Source organism: Pectinatus brassicae (assembly GCF_014201835.1).
In the GTDB taxonomy this organism is placed as follows: Bacteria; Bacillota; Negativicutes; order Selenomonadales; family Selenomonadaceae; genus Pectinatus; species Pectinatus brassicae.
This window is the reverse complement of record NZ_JACHFH010000002.1, coordinates 17,424-39,886: the sequence shown is the minus strand read 5'-3', so window position 1 is coordinate 39,886 and position 22,463 is coordinate 17,424. Positions and strand designations below refer to the sequence as shown.

Annotated in this window: 21 protein-coding genes, 1 pseudogene and 1 riboswitch; of the genes and pseudogenes, 6 read left to right on the top strand and 16 right to left on the bottom strand. The window is 37.8% G+C overall.

Annotation, left to right across the window (positions count from 1 at the left end; all coding sequences use genetic code 11):
• Positions 1–12: 12 nt before the first annotated feature.
• Complete coding sequence (locus HNR32_RS01170; protein WP_183858952.1) at positions 13–1,020, bottom strand: deoxyguanosinetriphosphate triphosphohydrolase; 1,008 nt, start codon at positions 1,018–1,020, stop codon at positions 13–15.
• Between the two features lie 396 nt (positions 1,021–1,416).
• Between HNR32_RS01170 and HNR32_RS01165 the strand changes: the two genes are divergently transcribed.
• A complete protein-coding gene (locus HNR32_RS01165) occupies positions 1,417–1,935 on the top strand; it encodes an organic solvent tolerance protein OstA (protein ID WP_183858951.1) in 519 nt (172 codons plus the stop codon).
• A gap of 55 nt (positions 1,936–1,990) precedes the next feature.
• On the opposite strand, the gene ilvN (HNR32_RS01160) is transcribed toward HNR32_RS01165, so the two are convergent.
• The 9 genes from ilvN (HNR32_RS01160) to HNR32_RS01120 all read right to left on the bottom strand — a co-directional run bounded on the left by ilvN (HNR32_RS01160) (position 1,991) and on the right by HNR32_RS01120 (position 11,143).
• Positions 1,991–2,491, bottom strand: a complete 501-nt coding sequence (gene ilvN, locus HNR32_RS01160) for an acetolactate synthase small subunit (protein WP_183858950.1) — start codon at positions 2,489–2,491, stop codon at positions 1,991–1,993.
• A 2-nt stretch (positions 2,492–2,493) separates the two neighbouring features.
• Positions 2,494–4,188, bottom strand: coding sequence for a biosynthetic-type acetolactate synthase large subunit (gene ilvB, locus HNR32_RS01155; RefSeq protein WP_183858949.1), 1,695 nt, complete (start codon positions 4,186–4,188; stop codon positions 2,494–2,496).
• Positions 4,189–4,286: 98 nt separating this feature from the next.
• Complete coding sequence (gene ilvC / locus HNR32_RS01150) at positions 4,287–5,294, bottom strand: ketol-acid reductoisomerase (RefSeq protein WP_183858948.1); 1,008 nt, start codon at positions 5,292–5,294, stop codon at positions 4,287–4,289.
• 152 nt (positions 5,295–5,446) lie between these two features.
• Positions 5,447–7,108 carry a biosynthetic-type acetolactate synthase large subunit gene (ilvB, locus tag HNR32_RS01145; RefSeq protein ID WP_183858947.1) on the bottom strand — a complete coding sequence of 554 codons (1,662 nt, stop codon included), beginning with the start codon at positions 7,106–7,108 and terminating at the stop codon, positions 5,447–5,449.
• 23 nt (positions 7,109–7,131) lie between these two features.
• Positions 7,132–7,662 (bottom strand): acetolactate synthase small subunit, encoded by a 531-nt coding sequence (ilvN, locus tag HNR32_RS01140; RefSeq protein WP_183858946.1) that lies wholly within the window; start codon positions 7,660–7,662, stop codon positions 7,132–7,134.
• A 193-nt stretch (positions 7,663–7,855) separates the two neighbouring features.
• Entirely contained in the window at positions 7,856–8,734 is an 879-nt protein-coding gene (locus HNR32_RS01135; protein ID WP_183858945.1) for a DMT family transporter, read from the bottom strand.
• Positions 8,735–8,879: 145 nt separating this feature from the next.
• Positions 8,880–9,623: an amino acid ABC transporter ATP-binding protein gene (locus HNR32_RS01130; protein WP_183858944.1), complete on the bottom strand. Its 744-nt coding sequence runs from the start codon at positions 9,621–9,623 to the stop codon at positions 8,880–8,882.
• Positions 9,607–10,272 carry an amino acid ABC transporter permease gene (locus HNR32_RS01125; RefSeq protein ID WP_183858943.1) on the bottom strand — a complete coding sequence of 222 codons (666 nt, stop codon included), beginning with the start codon at positions 10,270–10,272 and terminating at the stop codon, positions 9,607–9,609. Before HNR32_RS01125 ends, HNR32_RS01130 begins: the two co-directional genes overlap by 17 nt.
• 76 nt (positions 10,273–10,348) lie before the next feature.
• Positions 10,349–11,143: a transporter substrate-binding domain-containing protein gene (locus HNR32_RS01120; RefSeq protein ID WP_183858942.1), complete on the bottom strand. Its 795-nt coding sequence runs from the start codon at positions 11,141–11,143 to the stop codon at positions 10,349–10,351.
• A gap of 303 nt (positions 11,144–11,446) precedes the next feature.
• On the opposite strand from HNR32_RS01120, the gene HNR32_RS01115 reads away from it, so the two are divergent.
• The 5 genes and pseudogenes from HNR32_RS01115 (at position 11,447) to thiE (ending at position 16,044) form a co-directional block, all read left to right on the top strand.
• Positions 11,447–12,856: a DUF389 domain-containing protein gene (locus HNR32_RS01115; RefSeq protein WP_183858941.1), complete on the top strand. Its 1,410-nt coding sequence runs from the start codon at positions 11,447–11,449 to the stop codon at positions 12,854–12,856.
• Positions 12,857–12,918: 62 nt separating this feature from the next.
• Positions 12,919–13,025: riboswitch (TPP riboswitch) on the top strand.
• Positions 13,026–13,083: 58 nt separating this feature from the next.
• Positions 13,084–13,269: pseudogene (gene thiS, locus HNR32_RS14585) on the top strand (sulfur carrier protein ThiS); the annotation flags it as partial.
• Positions 13,270–14,064 (top strand): thiazole synthase, encoded by a 795-nt coding sequence (locus tag HNR32_RS01110; protein WP_446430390.1) that lies wholly within the window; start codon positions 13,270–13,272, stop codon positions 14,062–14,064.
• Entirely contained in the window at positions 14,061–15,182 is a 1,122-nt protein-coding gene (gene thiH / locus HNR32_RS01105; RefSeq protein WP_183858940.1) for a 2-iminoacetate synthase ThiH, read from the top strand. Before HNR32_RS01110 ends, thiH begins: the two co-directional genes overlap by 4 nt.
• 208 nt (positions 15,183–15,390) lie before the next feature.
• Positions 15,391–16,044 (top strand): thiamine phosphate synthase, encoded by a 654-nt coding sequence (thiE, locus tag HNR32_RS01100; protein WP_183858939.1) that lies wholly within the window; start codon positions 15,391–15,393, stop codon positions 16,042–16,044.
• A 37-nt stretch (positions 16,045–16,081) separates the two neighbouring features.
• Here the strand turns inward: thiE and HNR32_RS01095 are convergent, their stop codons facing one another.
• From HNR32_RS01095 to HNR32_RS01070, 6 genes are all read right to left on the bottom strand, one after another.
• Positions 16,082–16,831, bottom strand: coding sequence for an ABC transporter permease (locus HNR32_RS01095; RefSeq protein ID WP_183858938.1), 750 nt, complete (start codon positions 16,829–16,831; stop codon positions 16,082–16,084).
• Positions 16,824–17,516 carry an ABC transporter ATP-binding protein gene (locus tag HNR32_RS01090; RefSeq protein ID WP_183858937.1) on the bottom strand — a complete coding sequence of 231 codons (693 nt, stop codon included), beginning with the start codon at positions 17,514–17,516 and terminating at the stop codon, positions 16,824–16,826. The genes HNR32_RS01095 and HNR32_RS01090 overlap by 8 nt, the downstream gene beginning before the upstream one ends.
• A 105-nt stretch (positions 17,517–17,621) precedes the next feature.
• On the bottom strand, positions 17,622–18,314 hold the full coding sequence (locus tag HNR32_RS01085) for an LrgB family protein (protein WP_183858936.1): 693 nt from the start codon (positions 18,312–18,314) through the stop codon (positions 17,622–17,624).
• Complete coding sequence (locus tag HNR32_RS01080) at positions 18,314–18,679, bottom strand: CidA/LrgA family protein (RefSeq protein WP_183858935.1); 366 nt, start codon at positions 18,677–18,679, stop codon at positions 18,314–18,316. Before HNR32_RS01080 ends, HNR32_RS01085 begins: the two co-directional genes overlap by 1 nt.
• Positions 18,680–19,065: 386 nt before the next feature.
• A complete protein-coding gene (gene serS, locus HNR32_RS01075; protein ID WP_183858934.1) occupies positions 19,066–20,334 on the bottom strand; it encodes a serine--tRNA ligase in 1,269 nt (422 codons plus the stop codon).
• Between the two features lie 117 nt (positions 20,335–20,451).
• Positions 20,452–22,458, bottom strand: coding sequence for a PASTA domain-containing penicillin-binding protein (locus HNR32_RS01070; RefSeq protein ID WP_311636223.1), 2,007 nt, complete (start codon positions 22,456–22,458; stop codon positions 20,452–20,454).
• Between the last annotated feature and the right edge of the window lie 5 nt (positions 22,459–22,463).

Here is a 22,463-nt window from a genome sequence, read left to right as displayed (position 1 = left end):
CTTTCTTAGTGGTCAGTCTGTTTTTATCCATTGATTCCATACAGGTGGAACAAAGATTTCATTGAATTTAGCAACAGCATAGCTGTCGGTTAAACCGGCGATATAGTCAACGACTATCTGCTGTTTTCCCCAGGCATCTTCTTTTATTAAGAATTCAGTGGGCAGTTTATCAAAATGCTTCATATAATAGTGAAAAAGCTGTTCGATGATAAAGCGGGACTGATAACGTTCCTTGGCTAATATTTTAGAGTGATAAATTTTTTCAAACATAAAATTGCGAAATGAATTCATTACCTCAGTCATATGTTCTGATAATAAAATATCATGTTTGTTGCTCGATGACAATATCATATCACAAACCATACCTGTTATCATAGAGGAAGGAACATCGCCCAATGATTTTTTTACAAGAGAAGGTAAATCATTTTTGCTAAGGAGCCCCGAACGTAGGCTGTCATCATAATCATGGCAAAGATAAGCAATCCGGTCAGCTGTTTTAACAATTTTTCCTTCAAGGGTTTTGGGCAATGTTTTACCGGTATGGTTTAAAATACCATCTTTTACAGCTACAGTTAAATTTAATCCCTTGCCATTTTTTTCGAGATATTCAACCATACGCAGACTTTGTTCATTATGGGAAAAATGACCGATTAAATCAGCCATTGTTTCTTCGCCAACATGACTAAATGGGGTATGACCAACATCATGACCTAAAGCAATAGCTTCGGTTAAATCTTCATTTAGACGCAGACCGCGGGCTATAGTACGGGAAATTTGAGATACTTCCAGACTGTGGGTAAGACGGGTGCGATAATGGTCATCAGAAGTTATATATACCTGAGTTTTATGTTTGAGTCGGCGAAATGATTTAGAATGAAGAATGCGGTCGCGATCACGTTGGTATGCTGTGCGGAATGGACAAAGAACCTCATTGGTTTTTCGTATGGCTTCGCGGCTTTTGGCAGCATCTGGTGATAGAATTTTGTATTCAAGCTCCTCGGTTATTTCTCTGACATTCATGATTAATTGGCACCACCTTATATAATAAAATCTAATGTATCTAGTCATATTATTGATTATATTAAATACCGCTAAAATCCTTTATAAAATGTATTTTAAAAGATAATTCTTATTATGATTATATAACATATGTCGTGTTGTACTAGTTAATAAACTAGTGTGTCCTTAAAGCCGTCCCTGCACGGTGTGTATTGTATTTCTAAAGTGCTAAAGCACTAAGAACTACAGCATAGGGAAGGTGGCTTGACGAAGTCAAATCGGAAGGGTTAACCCCTCAGGCAGCTTTGCTGCCAGCTCCCCTACAGGGGAGCCTTTCAGGCATCTAAATTTCAATTAGCACAATGCGAAATATATGGTATAATAAAAAGAAAATTAGATTTAATGGAGGCTTTTCAAATGCGTATTTTAAAAACGTCAATTTTATTAATGTTTATAATGCTGATCACATCATATACAGCTTTTGCGGCTGCACCTAAAGTTACGGCAGATAAGACCACTTTTGATATTTTATCGGGTACATATAAACTCGATGGCAATGTCAATGTTGATACTAGTAAGTTTTCGGTAAAAGCAGATCATGCCCAGGTTAATTTAACATCCTTTGAAGTGTGGGCACAGGACAATATTAAATGTGTTTATGGTAATAAGGAAGATAACAGCCTTATTAATTTTGCCGGTGATGATTTATATGGAGCATGGAACGATAAAACAATAACGGTTAAAGGCGGAACCAGCTTTAAATATGGTGATTTATCAATAACGGCAAATCAGACATCCTTTAACTGGGATACCAAAATAGCTGATTTTTCTGGTAATGTAGTTGTTAATGAAAATGGCAAGATATCATCATATAATGAAATAAAATATAATGTCATCGATAAGAAATTTTTAAATAATGATGGCACAGAAAAATAAATAATATATAGTGGAAATGATAAAACAGGCACCTTTCAATGCCTGTTTTATTTTTTTACATATTTTTAATGGGAATAATGCCGCGTGATAAAGCAATTGGACCGGTGCGGGCAATTTCAATGATTTCATAACAGCTGAGCATATCAGTTAATGCCGCCAGCTTATCTTCTTCCCCAGTAAGTTCAACAACAAGATTTTGATGACCTACATCAACAATATGTGCCCGGAAAATATTGGCAATGTTTACAACGTCAGCGCGTCCCTGGGCTGAATCGGCTTTTACCTTAACAAGGATAAGTTCACGGCTTACCGAGGGGAGTTCGCTGATATTGACTATTTTTATGACATCAATAAGCTTAGCCATCTGATGGATTACCTTGTTTAGTTCCATTTTATCATAGGCATTAACAACGATATTAATTCTGGTGACATCATTTTCTTCGGTATAGCCGGCATTTATTGTTTCAATGTTAAAGTCGCGTCGGCTGATAAGACCAGATACATGTGTCAAGACACCAGGCTTATTTTCCGCTAAAATAGCTATCTGGTATTTCATTTTTAGACATCTCCTTCCCGTACCATTTGGTCAAGACGTTTGCCGCCGGGAACCATAGGTAGAACATCTTCGACTTCCGGAACGATGATATCAATTAGAATTGGCCCTTTATGGGAAAGTGCATCCTGCAATTTATTTTGCAAATCAGCTTTTTTATCGATGCGGCAGGCTTTTATACCCATAGCTTCGGCAATTTTAACAATATCAGCTTTGCTGTTTAAAAGTGACTGCGAATAGCGTTCACCATAAAACATGCGCTGCCATTGTGTAACCATACCCAGAACATGATTATGGATGACAATTATTTTTATATCGACATTATAATCGGCTAAAGTTGCCAGTTCCTGGCAGTTCATCATAATACTGCCGTCACCTGTAAATAAAATAACTGGTTTATCAGGACAGGCAATTTTAGCGCCCATGGCAGCCGGTAAACCATAGCCCATAGTGCCCAAACCACCTGAAGTAATAAAGTGACGAGGCATATTTACCGGGAAAAATTGAGCTGCCCACATTTGGTGCTGTCCAACATCAGTGGCAGCGATGCTGTCCCTAGGGGCAATTTTGGCAACAGCAGCAATAGCTTCTTGCGCTAAAATCATTTCGGCTGAATTTTTATAGGTAAATGGATTGTTTTTATGCATATCTATTATATAACGAGTCCAATTAGCAGCAGCTGTTTTTATTTGTTCAGTAATTGGCCGTATTTTTTCCAATAATAAAGGCAGGGACCACTTGAGGTCACCAATAACGCTGATATGGGAAGTTACATTCTTATTTACTTCAGCATAATCAATATCAAATTGGACTATTTTGGCATGGGGTGAAAATTCACTCATAATACCAGTTACGCGGTCATCAAAGCGGACACCAATGCCAAGCAGCAAATCGCATTGCATAATGGCCATGTTGGAAGCATATGAACCATGCATGCCGGCCATACCCAGTGTTTTCTCATCTTCTGGGTCAGCACAGCCTAGTCCCATAAGCGTGCTGGTTACAGGAATTTGTAAATTTTCAACGATTTCACGGAATGCTTCATGCATGTTAGCGGAAACTACGCCGCCGCCGACAAAAATCAGAGGTTTTTGCGACTGCTTTAGAGCTTCGATAACGGTATCAACATCATCTTTATTACCAATATATTTGCCGCTATAGCCGCGTAATTTAACTTCCTGCGGATAATTAAAGTCCAGTTCGGCGGCAAAGACATCTTTGGCTATATCAATTACAACAGGTCCGGGGCGGCCGGTGCGGGAAATAAAAAAGGCTTCTTTTAAAACACGCGGTAAATCATTTACATTGCGTATTAAATAATTGTGTTTGGTTATTGGTGCCGTTATACCGCAGACATCAGCTTCTTGAAATGAGTCGCGGCCGATAAAAGGAGTGGCTACCTGTCCGGTGATGCATACCAGAGGTATGGAATCAATATTAGCAGTAGCAATGCCGGTTATTAGATTGGTAGCACCAGGACCGGAAGTGGCAATGCACACACCCACCTTACCAGTTGCACGGGCATAACCGTCGGCGGCATGAACAGCGCCCTGTTCATGTTTGGTCAATATGTGGGGGAATTTTGTTTTATATATTTCATCATAGAGTGTCAATACAGCTCCGCCGGGATAGCCGAATACTAAATTGACGTTTTCCTGTTTGAAACTTTCAATAACTGCTCTAGCTCCATTTATAGGCATGATTATAACCTCCTCGTTAATTTTTAATGTAAAATTTAGCGATAAAAAAAGCGGTAAAGCAGACTCAGTAGTCTACTTTGCCGCTTTTTTATTATAGCTTAGTCTTTTTTATCGTTCTTATCCAACCATGACATCATTTTGCGAAGTTTTCCACCAACTTCTTCGATTTGATGTTCAGCATGTCTACGACGCATTGCATAAAATTGTGCGCGGCCGGCTTTATTTTCAGTAAGCCATTTTGTTGCAAAGGAACCATCCTGAATATCGGTAAGAATATTTTTCATTTCTTTTTTAGTTTCATCAGTAACGAGACGAGGACCTGCGGTGTAATCACCATATTCAGCAGTATCACTGATAGATTTACGCATTTTGGCCATGCCGCCTTCATACATTAAATCAACGATTAATTTCATTTCATGGAAGCATTCAAAATAAGCAATTTCTGGCTGATAACCGGCATTTACCAAGGTTTCAAAGCCAGCAGTAATTAGATGGGTAACACCACCGCATAAAACAGCCTGTTCGCCAAATAAATCGGTTTCAGTTTCTTCCTGGAAAGTGGTTTTAATAACACCAGAACGAGTGCCGCCAATGCCGCGGGCATAAGCTAAAGCAATATCCAAAGCGCTGCCGGTAGCATCCTGCTGAACTGCAAATACATCAGGTACACCGCCGCCTTCTACAAAGGTGCGGCGAACAAGATGGCCAGGTCCTTTTGGAGCAACCATGAATACATCAACATCAGCTGGTGGTTTAATCTGTTGGAAATGAATATTAAAACCATGCGCGAAGGCTAAAGCACTGCCCGATTTTAAATTTGGTGCTATTTCAGTTTTATATATAGCGGCTTGTATTTCATCAGGAATTAGAATCATAGTAATGTCGGCATTTTTGACGGCATCAGCAACTTCTGCCACTTTTAGTCCGGCATCTTTAGCTTTTTGTGCCGATTTACTGCCAGCATAAAGCCCGACGGTGACATCAAGACCACTTTCTTTTAGATTTAAAGCATGAGCATGACCTTGGCTGCCATAACCAATAATGGCAATTTTTTTGTCACTTATAATATTCCAATTAACATCCTGATCGTAATAAACCTTTGCCATAAATAAAACATCTCCCTAAATTTTAAAATTGACTAATGAAGTCAATATTTTGTAGTATTTACAATGTTACAAAAGAACATTGTATACAGGATACACTTTGCCAATACGTTTGTCAATAGTGATTAGTGAAAAAAATTACAAACTAACAAAAATCAAAATTCAATAAAAGTATTTATTCCTGTACTGGTGTTAGTCATTGGTTCAACAAAAGATTTGCTGATGTTTACTACTATTACCTGTGGCATAGTGTTTTTTAAAGCATTGCAAAAAGCTTCGATGAAATCATCGATGCTATGGACATCGTAAGCTTTTATGCCAAAACTTTCCGCATATTTTACATAATCCATTTTATGGGGAAGATTGCAGGAAAAATAACGTTCATTGTAAAACACTTTTTGCAGCTGGCGAATCATACCCAGGCATTCATTATTTATGATAATGGAAATTATAGGCAGATTTAAGGTAGCCATTGTATAGTATTCGTTACCAGTCATTTTTATACTGCCGTCGCCGCTTATATGGATGATTCGTGCAGTGTTTTTAAAATATAATTGGGTCCCAATAGCAGCAGGCAGACCAAACCCCATGGTGCCAAGCCCGCCGGAAGTAAACCATGTTTTAGGCAGAAAGCGCTTGATATGCTGGGCTGCCCACATTTGATGTTGTCCAACATCGGTAACAATGGCAAATGACTGATTATCTTTATTAATTTCCTTAGAAATGATATGCATTACATTAGGCACATCATATGTACCATTATATTCATAGGTGAATTTTTGCTGCATGGCATGCAGTGTTTTCCACCAGGCAGTTAAACTGTTAGTGGCAGGTCGCTGCATTAGCAGCTGTAAAATTGTTTTCATATCACCAGATAAACCAATGCTGCTGTGGACGTTTTTATCTATTTCAGCCGGATCAATATCAATATGGATAAAATGTTTGTCATGGATATAATGTTCAATATTACCTGTCTGTCGGTCACCAAAGCGGCTGCCTACGGCTATTACAAGATCTGCTTGTGCCACGGTCATATTGGCTGCTTTTCGCCCATGCAGGCCGGCAAACCCCATGTATAAGGAATGACTATTGGGAAATACGCCAATACCCATTAAGGTAGCAACTACTGGTAAATTATATTTTTCAGCAAAAGAAATGAGTTCTTTATGCGCTTCGCCTAAGATGACACCACCTCCGGCAATGATAACAGGACGCTGGGCTTTTAATATTTCATCAATAGCTTCAGCGATGCAAATACTAAAATCCGCATCGGGTTCCTGCGGTAAAACTGGTTTTACAGGTATAGGACTGTAAATGATATTGGCAGAAAAAAAATCTTTGGGAATATCAATTAGCACGGGGCCTTTTCTGCCACTGTTGGCAATAGAAAATGCCAAATGCAGTGTAGTCATTAATTCATCAGAATTATTAAGCTTGAAATTATGCTTAGTAATAGGCATCGTTATGCCAAAAATATCAGTTTCTTGAAAAGAGTCTTTGCCTAAAAGATTGCTGTCAACCTGTCCGGTAATTATAACCATTGGGATTGAATCCATAAAAGCGGTAGCGATGCCAGTTACAAGATTGGTAGCACCAGGACCAGAGGTAGCGATACAGACACCTGGTCGGCCGCTGGCACGGGCATAGCCGTCAGCAGCATGGGCAGCTGATTGTTCATGGGTGGTTAGGATAAAATTAATATCATTATCTTGAGATAAGGCGTCAAATAAGGGCAGAATCATGCCGCCGGGATAACCAAAAATGGTATCAACATTGTATTCTTTTAAGCATTTTACGATTGCAGCTGATCCTTTCATATTGTCTACTCCATAAAATTATATTAAATTACATTTTTGCCGTAAAAACTATTTTTAACGGGAATGCTGCCGATTGTTGTCTCGCCGCGCTCCAATGCTACCTGCCCAGTACGAATTATTTCCAAAATACCATAAGGTGTGAGCAAGCGTATAAAGGCAGCAACTTTTTCGTCCTGACCAGTAATTTCGAATATAAGCGTTGTCGATTGTACATCTATGACATGGGCTCGAAATAATTCAGCCAGTTTTAATACATCGAGGCGATTGCTGTCATCAGCATTTACTTTTATTAAAGTCATGCCGCGATAAACGGCATCGTCAGGATTATGCAGCTGGACAGCAGCTACATCAGGTATTTTTTCTAATTGTTTAATCATTTGGTCAACAATATAGGATTCACCCTGAAAAAATATTGTGATGCGGGAATATTTTTCTGGCTGTGTAACGCCCACGGATAAACTATCAATATTAAAAGCGCGGCGTGAGAACATTCCGACTACACGCAGGAGAACACCAGGTTTATTATTGACTAGTACGGAAAGAGCATGTTTCATAAATAAACCACCTTTGTATACATAATGACAAAAATAAATGAGCGTATTTATATAAAAATACTATATTAATATAAGATTTTACAACAATATAGCGAAAAAATCTATAGAGGTAATTAGCTTTATTTAAAAAAATAAAAAAATAGAACATTATTATTGATGCTTAATAATGTTCTATTAATGATATATGTTAAAATTATTTTTTTGTTAAAATAAAAACAGTGCCGACAATTAATATGCTGCCAATTATTTCGGGTAAGCCTAAATGAACATTCATAAAAACTACTGATAGGACAACAGAGGAAAAAGGTTCTAATGAAGCTAACGTACCAACTTCAGTAGGATATAAGTATTTAGTACTTTCAATATAAGTCCAAAAAGAAAAAACAGTACCGCCGAGAACTACGAATAAAAGAGCCAGTATTGCTGGCAAATCGCAAATACCAGTAAAATCGAATGGCGATTTAAATAAAGAAAGAACGATGCCGCCAATGAACATTCCCCAACCGATAATTAAAGTAGTGTGAAATTTACGTATCATACCACGTGGCTGTAAGGTATAAAAGGCAGCAGCAAAAGCTGATATCAGACCCCAAAATAATGCAGAATGGGAAATGGCTAAAGCGTTGAGATTTCCTTTAGTTACTAAAAGAAAAGTGCCAATAAAAGCCAGTATGATGCAAAGTGATTCTTTAAAACGGGGCGCCCGTTTTTCACTAAATAGAATGTAACAAAGAATGACAATAGGCATTAAATATTGCAAAATAGTAGCTGTGGCAGCATTGCTATATACGATGGTCATCATATAGCTTAGCTGTGTTGCCAGCATGCCAAAAATACTAAACATAAGTAAATTTTTTACCATGCTGCTATGCCAGATGGGCATGATGTTACTTTTATAAAAAGTTTTTTCAATAAACAGTAATATGATACCAGCAGCAATAAGACGAATACAGGTTAACCATTGGGCATCGAATAACTTGTCGTGCAATAAATACTGGGAAACAACACCGGCTGAGCCCCATAAAATGGTACCAATGCATATTAAAAGAAATCCTTTTAGACGATTATTCATTTATAAATAAAATACTCCTTAAAAATGTTTTATGATACAGTGATATTTTAAAGGAAGTAAGCAACTTTTACAATATGAAAGATTGAATATAACGATTGTTTGATAAAGAATAAAATATGCAGTATACGAAAATGACAGCTGAAAATCAGCTGTCGAGAGGCTTTAATACTGAGCTAAGGAAAGCTTGTGTACGTTTATGGGCAGGTGCAGTAAATAGTTTTTCGGGGTTATCTTCTTCAACGATATAGCCGTCAGCCATAAAGATAACTCGGTTGGCAACTTCACGAGCAAAATTCATTTCATGTGTGACAACAACCATGGTCATGCCGGAATCGGCTAACGAACGCATAACCTTTAATACTTCACCGACCATTTCGGGATCAAGGGCTGAGGTTGGTTCATCGAACAGCATTATCTTGGGATTCATGGCCAAAGCCCGGGCAATAGCAATACGCTGCTTTTGTCCGCCTGATAGGGTATCGGGATAGACATTTTTTTTATCGGCTAAGCCTACTTGAGCCAATAATTCATCGGCTTTGGCATCGGCTTCTTCTTTATTCATAAGTCCTAATTGAGTTGGTGCCAGCATGATGTTTTTAGCAACGGTATAATTAGAAAAAAGATTAAATAGCTGAAATACCATACCAATATTTTCACGGAATTTATTTAAGTTTTTGACTTTGTTAATATTGGTGCCAAAAACCTCGATATCACCAGCCTGAATTTCTTCCAAGCGGTTAAGGCAGCGCAGTAAGGTACTTTTACCAGATCCGGATGGGCCGATAATGCAGACAACCTCGCCCTTAGTGACATCGAAGGAAATATCTTTGAGTACTTCCAGACTGTCATATGATTTATGCAGATTTTTTACCTCAATGACTTTTTCCATGTTGTAATCTCCTTTCAACATATTTAGCGAATAACGATAAGGCAACAATTAGGATTAAATACATTGCTGCGGCATAGGAATATACTTCAAAGGGACGATAATTGCGGGCAATAATTATCTGGGAGTTCATAGTTAATTCGCGAACGCTGATTACCGACAATATCGATGTATCCTTTAAGGTTGTAATAAATTGGTTGATTATTGGCGGAATCATTATTTTTACAGCCTGAGGAATTACAACTAGTGCCATGGTGCGAAAATAACCTAAGCCTAAACTGCGGGCGGCTTCTACCTGTCCAATATCAACGGCTTTGATGCCGCCGCGGAAGATTTCGGCCAGGTAGGCGCTGGCATTTATAGTCAGGGTGATAATACTGGCCAATAATGGATTAAATTTTATATTGAGCAGAGCACCTACACCGAAGAATAAGAACAGGCCGAAGATCATAACCGGGATACCACGGACGATATAAACATAAAAGGTATAAAAGGCCTCAAGCACTTTGATCTTGGACAGGGCAAAAATTGCTAAGATAAGGCCGAGAATAAAAGCTAAAATCAGTGAAGCACCAGCCATTATAATAGTAGTTTTTAAACCATCTAGTAAAGATGGCAGGCATTGTATCAGTAAGTTAAAATAATCATTCATGGCAATCCCCCATAATTAAAAAATAGCGGATAGATTACTCCATCCGCTATTATCAACAAATACAGCAATATTTATATTATAGATATTGGCCGACTATTTTATCATAGGTGCCATCGGCTTTTATTTTTTTCAAACCTTCATTGATTTTTTTGAGTAAATCAGCGTTTTCATCTTTTTTAACAGCAAAACCGTATTTAGGCGGATCACTGTCAATATGTTTAACAGCCAATTTTAATTTAGCCTGTTCACCGATTTTGATTTGATAAGAAATTACAGGATAGTCTTCAAGCAAAAAGTCAGCATTGCCATTAGCAACAGCCATCATCATACCAGGAGAATCATCATAATAGGTAATGTGCAGATCATATTTATCTTTATTGTCTTCAGCAAATTTAGCACCAGTAGTTCCTTTTTTTACAGCAACAGTTTTGCCTTTAATATCTTCAAGCTTGGTAATTGACGTATTGTCTTTGCTGACAACAATTGAAGAACCGGAGTCGATATAAGCATCAGAAAAATCAACGGCTTTTTTACGTTCGTCGGTGATTGTTATGCCGGCAACAGCCGCATCAATTTGACCGGATACAAGACCGGGGATAATGCCGCTGAAGTCCATTGGTTTTAAATTGTATTTAAAACCTTCGGCTTTAGCAATAGCAGCCAAAAGCTCAACATCGATACCTTTGTATTTACCGTCTACTTCCATAGAAAACGGTGCATATTTAGCATCACAGGCAATGGTATAGACCTTGTCGGAAGATGCAGCAGAAGAGCTTGATGACTCAGATTTTTCTGAGTTGCCGCAACCGGCCAGCATAACAGTAGCTAAGGCGGATACAGCCAGGGCTGAAATAATTTTTTTCCATTTCATTGTAAAAAACATCCTTCCTCAAACAATAATTATTAATGCATAAAAAAAGACCGAAAAACATAAAATGTTTTTCGGCCACGTTGCCTTATTAAGTACAAACTTATAATATCACAGGAAATTATAAAAATCAACAGGAATAATTTATTTTTTTAAAAACAAATATTAGCATATTTAATGCATAAATTGATTTTTATTGAAAAAATAAATGTTTTAATATATAAAGGAGTTTAGTTAGGCATTTAAGAATATTAATCAGATAATAAATAGTGAAAAATTATTAGAAAAGAAGGGAAGTGAAAGATAATGGAGCAGTTAAAAATAATTATTGCTGAATTTTTTCAGCTGAAAAAAGATACGGCATCTATGGAAGAGATTGCGGCACGTGTTCATGATGGGAGTTTGATAAAAGGCACAAATATGTCAATATTGATTTTAGCGATATTTATAGCTTCAATTGGTCTGAATATGAACAGCACAGCTGTCGTTATCGGTGCTATGCTGATTTCGCCGCTGATGGGAGTGATTATGGCTATAGGCTATGGAATGGCTACCTATGATACGCTCTATGTAAAAAAATCATTTTTTAAGCTGATCTTTCAGGTATTATTGTCAGTATTGGCTTCAGCTCTATATTTTAAGCTTTCACCAATATCAACGGCATCGTCGGAGCTGCTGGCACGTACAGCACCGACAATATGGGATGTGCTTATCGCTGTATTTGGCGGATTGGCTGGAATAATCGGCATTACGAGGCAGGAGAAAAGCAATGTAATTCCCGGTGTGGCCATAGCTACGGCACTTATGCCGCCATTGTGCACAGCAGGCTATGGGCTGGCGATTATGTCTTTGAAATTTTTTGTTGGGGCATTATATTTATTTTTTATAAACAGTTTTTTTATTTGCTTAGCCAGTTTTATCGTATTAAAGATAATACGTGTTCCATTGAAGACTTATGTATCACAGGCCGTTTTTAATAAACAGCGGCGCTATCTCACTTTTATCGGCATAATAATAATTGTGCCTAGTATATATATGGCATATCAAAGTGTCAGGATAAATTTGGAAAATTCGCAGACAAAGCAATATATAAATGATAATTTTAATTTTAATGATCTACAGGTTATTTCTTATAAAATACGCAATATTGATAATACATTAGAGATTGTAGTTATTGGTCAACCTTTGGACAATCGCGATATAGATACTCTTACGGCCTATCTTAAGAATTACAGTCAACTGCAGAATTTTAAGCTTAAAATTATCCAGAATGATTATTCCCGTACAGTAAGTAAGGATGATGTTCAGGCTCTGATCGATAATAAGCTGCATGAAGCAAGTAACAATACTTTAATATCAAGTAAAGATGAAGAGTTAAAAAAATATAAAGAATTAAGTATCAATTATTATCCGGCATTTTTGCATGTTAATAATGATAAAAAGATTTTGTCTCAATTAAATAAAAGTGTCAATGTGCTTTTTCCAAAAGTGGAAAAAATAGAAGGCGCATCGGTGTTAAATAGTGATGAAAAAGGAAATATTACAGCGGGAAAATTTATAGCTGTTGCTTTAGTAAAAACAGCACTTTTGCCGGAAGAAGCCGCTAAATTACAAAAATGGATTATGGCAGAAGCTGAAATGCCGGTAATGCTTAATTTGCAATTAGTTGATGATAGCAAGGACAACATAATATCAGGTAATGGCATAAACTGGTAATAAAGAATGAAAAAACGATTTGACAAATATAATATAAAGCAATACAATACAGCATATAATATAATATTTTGCAAGGGAGCCTATGAAAGAGGCTGAGAAAGGGCTGTGAGCACCTGACCTTTGACCTGATCGGGATAATGCCTGCGTAGGAAGCTTGTGATTTATTGGATTTATACGTCTATCCTTATTAGGATAGGCGTTTTTTTTTATTTTTAGGAGGGATTTTTGTGCAGATCATTGTTAATGGAGAAAAAACTTTATTAGCTGCAGCAATAACACTGCAGCAGATGATGGAGGATCGTAATTTAGCTGATGGACAGGCAGTTGTAGAACTAAATGAGAAAATTATCGATAGAAAGGATTGGCGGCAAATAAGCCTGCAGGAAAGTGATTCGGTAGAAATTGTTACTTTTATGGGAGGCGGGCAGGAGGACTGCCTGCAGATTGGTGGACAGAAATTAAAAAGCCGATTCTTTATGGGAACGGGTAAGTTTGCCGATAACAAAAAAATGCCACAGGTAATTGATGCCGCGTCAGCAGCGGTGGTGACGGTAGCTTTACGCCGGGCAGATAAGAAATCAGCCAGCGAAAATATTCTTGACTATATACCTAAAGATGTTATTTTAATGCCTAATACCTCTGGTGCCCGCACTGCGGAAGAGGCTGTGCGTATCGCGCATTTATCAAGGGCAATGGGCTGTGGTGATTGGATAAAGATAGAGGTTATTGCTGATAACCGTTATTTACTGCCGGATAATCTGGAAACAATAAAAGCAACGGAAATATTAGTACAGGAAGGCTTTACTGTATTGCCATATATAAGTCCTGAGCTTATGGCAGCCAAGCGGCTGGCTGATGCGGGAGCAGCTGCGGTAATGCCGTTGGCTGCTCCGATCGGTTCTAATCGGGGGTTGGAAACAAAAGAAATGCTGCAGATTATCATTAATGAAATAGATTTGCCAATTATTGTTGATGCCGGTATTGGCAAGCCGTCAGAAGCGGCTGCCTGTATGGAGATGGGGGCTGCGGCAGTCTTAGCAAATACAGCAGTGGCTACAGCCGCTAATCCTATGGAAATGGCAAGGGCGTTTTCCAAGGCGATTGAAGCAGGCAGAATGGCTTATTTAGCCGGACTGGGGCGGGTTTTAAATAATTATGCCAGCGCATCTTCACCACTTACAGGTTTTTTGCAGGAGTTAGCAAAATGAGGACAGCACAGAATTTTTTACAGGAAAAAGAACAGTATAACAACTTGGATTTTGATGAGTTTTTTGCCGCCGTTACGGATGATGCTGTTAGTTCCGTCTTAGTTAAAGATAATTTAAATAGATGGGACTTTTTAACATTATTGTCACCAGGTGCGCAAAAATATTTAGAACAGATGGCTCAACGTGCCCGTAGGGAAACCATAAGAAATTTTGGTTATGTGATGCAGCTGTTTACACCAATGTATATAGCCGATTATTGTGATAATCTTTGTGTATATTGTGGCTTTAACCATGCTAATGATATTAAGCGTCGCCAGTTATCTATGGACGAGATAAGGACAGAAGCTGCAGCTATAGCTAAGACAGGACTTAAAAATATCCTTATTTTGACAGGCGAATCACAAAAATATAGCTCAGTTGATTATATTTTAGAAGCAGTACATACATTGCAGGAATATTTTAGCAGTGTTTCTATGGAGGTATATGCATTTAGTCAGGCTGACTATATACGGGCAGCAGAGGCTGGTGTTGACGGCATGACGATGTTTCAAGAATGTTATGCTAAAGATGTTTATAAAACACTTCATTTGGCAGGACCTAAAGCCGATTATGAATATCGTTTGGATGCGCCGGAAAGAGCCTGCCGGGCTGGCTTGCGCAATGTAAATATAGGAGCATTGTTGGGGCTTAATGAATGGCGGCAGGAAGCTTTTTTCACAGGCGTACATGCTGATTATTTGCAGCATAAGTATAAAGATGTAGAAATTGCTATATCAACACCAAGAATGCGGCCATGTTCAGCGGGGTTTGCACCACGTTCAATAGTAAATGATACAGATCTTGTTCAATATATAACAGCTTTGCGCATATTTATGCCGCGGGCAGGCTTGACTTTATCAACCAGGGAAACAGAAACAATGCGCGATAATCTAATAAAAATAGGTATAACTAAAATATCGGGCGGGGTTACAGTGGCAGTTGGCGGCCATACCAAAGGCGAAGATGAAGGGCAGTTTGTGATATCGGATTCACGCTCATTGGAACAAATGGCAAAAATGCTTTATAGTAAAGGCTATCAGCCGGTATATAAGGATTGGCAGACCTTAGCAGTAAAATAACAGTATAATATAAAAAAATAGCAGGAATATCATATCTGTACGCGAAGTATAAATTTATATATGATTAGTGGTATAAATGCCAGTTTTTTGTTAATATATAAAGCAGGTATTTATAATCATTATATCTCCCAAAATTAATGACAAGAATTATATAATAGTAAGCTGACCATTGATTGGGGGATAAATATAATCACACAGGAGGATGTTTATGAACTTACGAGCAGGTATGGAATCTTTTTTTAATACAGGTATTTATGGAATAACTGCTGAAAACATATCCAATGGACGTGATAATATTGAAATTGTCCGTGATATGCTTGAGGGTGGTATCAAATTTATTCAGTACCGTGAAAAGGAAAAAGATGCTCTTTCTCGTTATGAAGAATGTCTTATTTTGCGTGATATGATAAAACAGGCTGGCGGTGTTTTTATTATTGATGATTTTGTCGATCTGGCACTGGCTGTTGATGCCGATGGTGTTCATATTGGGCAGAGTGATTTACCGCCGCGTGTGGTAAGAAAACTTATTGGCAGGGAAAAACTGCTGGGGTTATCTACGCATAATACTGAGGAGCTGGAGCAGGCTAACGAATTAAAAAAATATATTGATTATATTGGTGTAGGGCCTATACATGCTACAGCAACGAAGATAAATGCTGAGCCAGTTGGCTTCGAGTATTTGGACTATGCCGTAAAAAACGCACAGCTGCCATTAGTTGCTATTGGTGGTATTAAAGAGCAGAATATTGACGATGTTCTTCATGCCGGAGCTAAGACAGTGGCAATTGTAAGTGATATTGTCCAGTCAGAAAACATTGTGAGCAAGGTGGAACGCTTACGTGATAAAATATTTAATAAATAATAAAGGAACTCAGCCGATTGTTGGCTGAGTTCCTTTATTATTTAGAGATGAGTTGTGCTTTATTGGTAAAAAAACCACGGTAAGCCCAATAGCTGGCAGTGAAAGAAGAAATTGTTATGGCACCAGTCAGCATAAATGCAACCATGATTTGGTATTTAATAGCAGTTTCGGGTGCTACACCGGCGAGGATAAGACCAGTCATCATGCCAGGCAATTGTACAATACCCAGTGTTTTCATGGAGTCGATAGTGGGCACCATTGCTGTTTTTATGCTATTGCGGATAAGCGATTGGGCTGCCTGGTGCGGTGAAGCACCAAGACATAGTTTTACCTCGATTTCATCATGCCGGTCAGCAAAATTACTTATAAGATTGCGATAAAGTATCCCTAGAGCCACCATGGAGTTACCAACGACCATGCCACTGATCGGAATAACCTGGCTGGGAGTATAGTTGATAGCGTTAAAGAGTACTAGACTGCCTAAAGTAAGGAATAATGATAAAAATATGGCGGTAAATGATATTGCCTTTACATGGGCGATGCCCTGACCTCGCTGTGCAGCAACTATACAGGCATTATAAATCATTATTAATAAAATTAAGCTGGTTAAATAAGCATTATTGATACCAAAAATAAATTTTAAAGCCAGGCCAATTAAGACTAATTGGATTACAGCACGGATACTGCCGATTATAATGTCTTTTTCCAAACAGAGTTTTTCCCGGTAAGAAATAAACAGGGCAATGGCTGGCAAAATATAGGTTAAGATCAAGGCGGTATTATTCATTGCTGTTCTCCTTAGCGGCAAAATATTTTTCTGTGTCAGCAAAAATATTTACCTGTCCCTTTTCAATATAAATTACTTTCTGGGCCAGACGATGCAGCTGACTGCTATTGTGAGTAACAAAGATAACCGTTATTTGTGAATGTTTATGTAAATCATTGATAAAATTTTCCAATAAAATGGTAGTATTTTCATCAAGTGCAGCTGTTATTTCATCAAGCAGTAATACTTTTGGTTTTATCAATAAAGAGCGGATAAAGGCAATGCGCTGCTGTTCACCACCAGATAACTCATGGCGGGTTTTAGATGCATAACTTAATGGTATATGGACTTTTTCTAAAAAAGATGCAATTTCTTCTTTATCAACTTTCAGGCCATGTAGATAATAGGGATATTCCAGATTATCAAGGACGGTGCCGTCAAAAAGATAGGGTTTTTGCAGGACATAGCCAATTTCCTGCCGTAATTTCATCGGGTTATAGTCCATAATGTTTTTATTATGATAAAAAATAGTTCCCGAAGTAGGGCTGATAAGCAGGTTGAGCAGACGCAGCAATGAGGATTTGCCCGAGCCGGATGGGCCGGCAATGCCAATAAGGGTATTTTCTTCAATTGTCAGGGTTATATTTTGTAAAATATGTTGATTGTTTATCAACAAGCCAACTTTATCAAGCGTTATTATGCTCATATAAGCTCCTACTATAACAAGATTATAAATAATAGCAATATTATAGCACTTATTAACAGGGAAAAAAATAACGAGACAAAGAAAAAACTTTGTCCCGTTAAAAATTTACATAAAATTAGCATAAATGGATACGGCAAAAACAGTTATAATACCAGCAACAACAATTGATAAACTGCTGATGGCGGCTTCAACCTTGCCCATTTCCATTGCTTTAGCAGTGCCGATAGCATGGGCAGATGAGCCAATAGCGACACCCTTTGCCACTGGTTCAATAATTTTAAAAGTATGGCAGACTTTCTCTGCAATTATATTCCCCAAAACACCAGTAATGATAATTACTGCAACTGTAATAGTAACAATACCACCGAGTTCTTCGGAAACTCCGATGCCAATAGCAGTCGTAATTGATTTTGGCAGCAAAGTAACATATTCTTGATGGTTAAAATGAAAAATAACACTTAGAACAAGTATGCTTGTCATACTGGCAAAAACACCAGAAGAAATGCCAACGATGATAGCTTTAGCATTTTTTTTCAAATAGTCAAGCTGCTCATAAAGCGGAATGGCCAGACAGATTGTTGCTGGTGTAAGCAGGTAGCTGAGATATTTGGCACCACGATTATATTCATCATAGCGAACGTTAAAGAAAAGTAAAAATAAAATAATTAAAAAAATAGCAATTAATAAAGGATTGAATATAGCCAGTTTAAATTTCTTTTTTATCAGCATACCTATTTCATAGGCAGCAATACTGATTATAAAACCAAATAAAGCAGAATGAAAAATAAGGTTATCCATTATTTAGCATCGCCCCGTCTTTGGTCAATATGAATGACCATTTGGGTAACACGGCCGGAAATAACCATAACGGTTACTGTCGATATTGCTACAACCACCAATAAAGGCAATACAATAGTTTTTACTACCGTCCATGAATTTAATAGCCCAACAGCCGCAGGGATAAACATTAAAGGCATTGTTTCCAATAAAATTTTACCGGCATGCTTTACTGATGCTAATGGAATGATTTTTGTTTTTAATAAAACTAGCATTAGGATTAAACCGTAGACGCTTGCTGGAATAGGTAGTGGAACTACAGCCCTTATGATTTCAACAATCAATGTTAAAGTGAGAATGATACCAAATTGTTCCAAAAGTCGCATAAAAATTCCTCCACCTAAAAATCAACTTTTATGATAAATTTATAAAGAGTGTCAAACAATATTATCTTATAACAGTCAATATAGTATCTAATGACAACTAATTATATAATTTTTTTATCATAAGTCAATAGTGTAATCAAAAAAAGTTATATTAAAAAAACACAGATTATTATGAAATCTAATCAAGAAGTAAAAAGATGTTTTTATAAAGGATGTTTGTGAAGAAATTGATTAAAAATAAAATAATTAGCGATAAAGTAGATCTAATTTTTATTTTATTGTTTTTTTTATAAGAAAAAGATAAAAAATGTATATTTACATAAATATAAGCCTTATTTCAGTGCTGAAATACAGCAATTGAAATAAGGCTTATTAATTAGGGCATATTATTTTATAACATCAACGCCCATGTATTTGCGTAATACTTCCGGTACGACGACAGAACCGTCAGCTTGCTGATAGTTTTCTAAAATAGCAGCTACTGTACGGCCAACAGCAAGACCAGAACCGTTTAAGGTATGGATATATTCAGGCTTGGACTTGGTGTCACGGCGGAATCTGATATTGGCACGGCGAGCTTGGTAATCTTCTACATTTGAGCAGGAAGATATTTCTCTATACATATTGCAGCTAGGCAGCCATACTTCAATATCATAAGTTTTTGCAGCAGTAAAGCCGATATCGCCGCTGCATAAAGTAATTACACGGTATGGTATTTCAAGTAATTCAAGAATATGAGATGCATCATGCACCATTTTTTCCAATTCATCATAAGAGGTTTCAGGTTTTACAAATTTAATTAGTTCTACTTTATTGAATTGATGCTGACGGATAAGTCCACGAGTGTCACGACCAGCAGAACCAGCTTCTTCACGGAAACAGGCAGTATATACACAGTAATGTTCAGGTAAGCTGTCAGCATCGAGGATTTCATTGCGATGATAGTTGGTGGCAGGTACTTCGGCAGTAGGTACAAGATAAAGGTCGGCATCTTGTATTTTAAACATATCTTCAGCAAATTTTGGCAGCTGACCGGTACCAATCATACTGTCTTTATTTACGATATAGGGAGCGAGCATTTCCTGATAGCCGTGTTCATTAGAATGTGTATCCATCATAAAATTGATTACAGCACGTTCTAAACGAGCGCCAAGACCTTTATAAAAAGTAAAACGTGACTGGGAAACTTTAGCGGCACGTTCGGAATCAAGAATACCAAGATCAGCACCAATATCCCAATGAGCTTTTACTTCAAAGTCAAACTCACGCGGCTGTCCCCAGCGGCGCATTTCTGGATTATCTGCTTCATCATTGCCGATAGGAACGGCAGAATTGAGCATATTAGGAATATGCAGCAAAATATCACGCAGCTGTTCTTCTACTTCGTTTAAGCGCTTATCAAGTGCACTGATTTTTTGACCAACTTCGCGCATTTTAGCAACAATTTCATCAGTATTTTCCTGACGTTTTTTCATTTCACTTACTTGCTTGGATACACTATTGCGCTCATTCTTTAATGTTTCTGTTTCACCGATTATTTGGCGGCGTTCGGTTTCTAATTCTTTAAAATTATCGAGATTCATGCTGTTATGACGGTTTTTTAGCATTTCTAACACTGCATCAGTGTTATCTCTTACAAATTTAATATCGAGCATTGTTATTTAACCTGCCTTTTATATTATTATTTACAATAAATGCATACAAAATAAAATTATAGCTATGATTAATCTTATAAATTATTTTAAGTAATAAGTAGTTTAATTCTATCACATTTATGGAGAAAAATGCACATTAATTTTACTGTTTTCCTTAATAAGGGTATTGGCATTAGGTGATTGACTATCACAAATACCGCTGCCAGCAATATTTATCTGTAGATGATATTTAGCCAGCAGTTCAGTAGCTTCCCTGATTGTTTTGCCAATTAAGTCGGGAATAACGGTCATTCCTTTGGGACTGTTTTCTGGCACGGGGAGGGCTGTCGGAGGTGTTGGTGCAGGTACAGTATTTTTTGTATCAACATCATTTTTGACAGAAATGGTTGGCTTTAGATGGCGATAATGAAATATTGCCGAGAATATGTCGTGAGCAATCGGGGCAGCTATTTGACCGCCGTAATAGTTTATTTTAGTAGGATCATCAATTATAACCAAAACAACAAACTGTGGATCGTTAACCGGGGCAAAGCCACAAAATGACCCAATGTAATGTCCAGGCAGATAGCCGCCATGGACAGGATCAAGCTTTTGGGCTGTACCAGTTTTGCCGGCAATGCGGTAACCTGGTACGGCAGCTTTATTACCACCGCCTTCTGAAACAACTTTTTCCAATAATAATTGTAAAGTTTTATCGGTAGAAACATCAATAGTCTGATGTACTGGATGTGGTTCCTTCTCCTCGTAAACACTGCCATCCATGTTATAGATGGTTTTCACGATATGGGGCTGCATTAAAAGGCCGTTATTAGCAATGGCAGCCATGGCTGTAACAATCTGTAATGGAGTGACAGCGATACTTTGGCCAATAGAGGAGGTAGCAATATTAATATCGGACATATTTTTCGGATCAAATAAAATACCCTGCTCTTCACCAGGCAAATCAATACCGGTTTTTTTGCCAAAACCAAATAAACGGGCATATTTCATAAGTCGTTCGCCGCCAAGCTGCAGGCCAACATGAACAAAGCCGGTATTAATTGATTCTTCAATTACTTTTGTAAAGGTGACTGTGCCGAAACTGCCGCCGCTCCAGTTTTGGATGCGGCGACCATTGACCATTAGATAACCAGGATCGACAAAGATATCATTAGGGCGAACTACTTTTTCTTGTAATGCTGCTGCTGCGACTACTGCTTTAAAGGTTGAGCCGGGTTCGTAAATGAAAGAAATGGCTTTGTTTTTCCAGTTGGCAGCAGGATATTTTGAAAAATTATTAGGATCATATGAAGGTCGGGAGGCCATCGCTAATATTTCACCGGTCTTAGGGTTCATGACAATAGCTGTGGCTGCGGTTGGAGCATAGTTGGACATGGCTTTATCCAAAGCCTGTTCGGTAATAAATTGAATCGTACTATCTAAAGTTAAGACTACATTTTTGCATTCACTGCTGTCCGTAGGAACCATATTTTTCAATACTGAACCTAATATTGGCCGGGCAAAAGCATCGGTAAATAGGGATTTTTTTATTATTTGCCCCCGTATTACCTTATCCATAGATTGTTCAATGCCGTCGAGCCCATTATCGTCAGTACCAACAAAGCCTAAAATATTGGCAGCTAGTATATTATTGGGATAATAGCGTTTGCTTTCCTGACGGAACCCCAGACAGTCAGTATACGAGTTTTTAGCAATTAACTTATGTACGGCTTTGGACATGTCTGGTTCCATCTGACGTTTAAGCCAGACAAAGCCGCCGCCATAAGAAATCCGCTTTAAGATTTCCTGTTTGGACATATTAATGACAGGTGCTAAATCACTAGCCAGTTTGTCGGGATCTTTTACATGATTTGGGTCAACAAACAATGAATCAGTCATATTGCTTATTGCCAGTTCACGCTTGTTACGGTCATAGATAGTGCCCCGCGGTAAGTGAATAGTATAACGTTCACGGGCTTGGTATTCAACCCGGGCAAGCAGCTGGTCATGCTGTACTATTTGCACCCAGGTATAGCGCAGAGCAATTATTATGAAATAAGCCAGTAATAGCAGCGCTAATATCGCAATGCGAAATTGTGCCCGTTTAGCACCTATATGATTTTTCTTGTTGCTGTATTTAGCCACTGCAG

Bases quoted from the DNA above. Each gene is read 5' to 3' on its own strand.
- ilvN (WP_183858950.1), bottom strand. From the start codon at position 2,491: ATGAAATACCAGATAGCTATTTTAGCGGAAAATAAGCCTGGTGTCTTG.
- HNR32_RS01085 (WP_183858936.1), bottom strand. From the start codon at position 18,314: ATGGATAACCTTATTTTTCATTCTGCTTTATTTGGTTTTATAATCAGT.
- thiH (WP_183858940.1), top strand. From the start codon at position 14,061: ATGAGGACAGCACAGAATTTTTTACAGGAAAAAGAACAGTATAACAAC.
- HNR32_RS01125 (WP_183858943.1), bottom strand. From the start codon at position 10,272: ATGAATGATTATTTTAACTTACTGATACAATGCCTGCCATCTTTACTA.
- ilvC (WP_183858948.1), bottom strand. From the start codon at position 5,294: ATGGCAAAGGTTTATTACGATCAGGATGTTAATTGGAATATTATAAGT.
- HNR32_RS01110 (WP_446430390.1), top strand. From the start codon at position 13,270: ATGGGAGGCGGGCAGGAGGACTGCCTGCAGATTGGTGGACAGAAATTA.
- HNR32_RS01135 (WP_183858945.1), bottom strand. From the start codon at position 8,734: ATGAATAATCGTCTAAAAGGATTTCTTTTAATATGCATTGGTACCATT.
- HNR32_RS01165 (WP_183858951.1), top strand. From the start codon at position 1,417: ATGCGTATTTTAAAAACGTCAATTTTATTAATGTTTATAATGCTGATC.
- ilvN (WP_183858946.1), bottom strand. From the start codon at position 7,662: ATGAAACATGCTCTTTCCGTACTAGTCAATAATAAACCTGGTGTTCTC.
- ilvB (WP_183858949.1), bottom strand. From the start codon at position 4,188: ATGCCTATAAATGGAGCTAGAGCAGTTATTGAAAGTTTCAAACAGGAA.
- thiE (WP_183858939.1), top strand. From the start codon at position 15,391: ATGAACTTACGAGCAGGTATGGAATCTTTTTTTAATACAGGTATTTAT.
- HNR32_RS01120 (WP_183858942.1), bottom strand. From the start codon at position 11,143: ATGAAATGGAAAAAAATTATTTCAGCCCTGGCTGTATCCGCCTTAGCT.
- HNR32_RS01130 (WP_183858944.1), bottom strand. From the start codon at position 9,623: ATGGAAAAAGTCATTGAGGTAAAAAATCTGCATAAATCATATGACAGT.
- HNR32_RS01170 (WP_183858952.1), bottom strand. From the start codon at position 1,020: ATGAATGTCAGAGAAATAACCGAGGAGCTTGAATACAAAATTCTATCA.
- HNR32_RS01090 (WP_183858937.1), bottom strand. From the start codon at position 17,516: ATGAGCATAATAACGCTTGATAAAGTTGGCTTGTTGATAAACAATCAA.
- HNR32_RS01115 (WP_183858941.1), top strand. From the start codon at position 11,447: ATGGAGCAGTTAAAAATAATTATTGCTGAATTTTTTCAGCTGAAAAAA.
- HNR32_RS01095 (WP_183858938.1), bottom strand. From the start codon at position 16,831: ATGAATAATACCGCCTTGATCTTAACCTATATTTTGCCAGCCATTGCC.
- serS (WP_183858934.1), bottom strand. From the start codon at position 20,334: ATGCTCGATATTAAATTTGTAAGAGATAACACTGATGCAGTGTTAGAA.
- HNR32_RS01080 (WP_183858935.1), bottom strand. From the start codon at position 18,679: ATGCGACTTTTGGAACAATTTGGTATCATTCTCACTTTAACATTGATT.
- ilvB (WP_183858947.1), bottom strand. From the start codon at position 7,108: ATGAAAGGATCAGCTGCAATCGTAAAATGCTTAAAAGAATACAATGTT.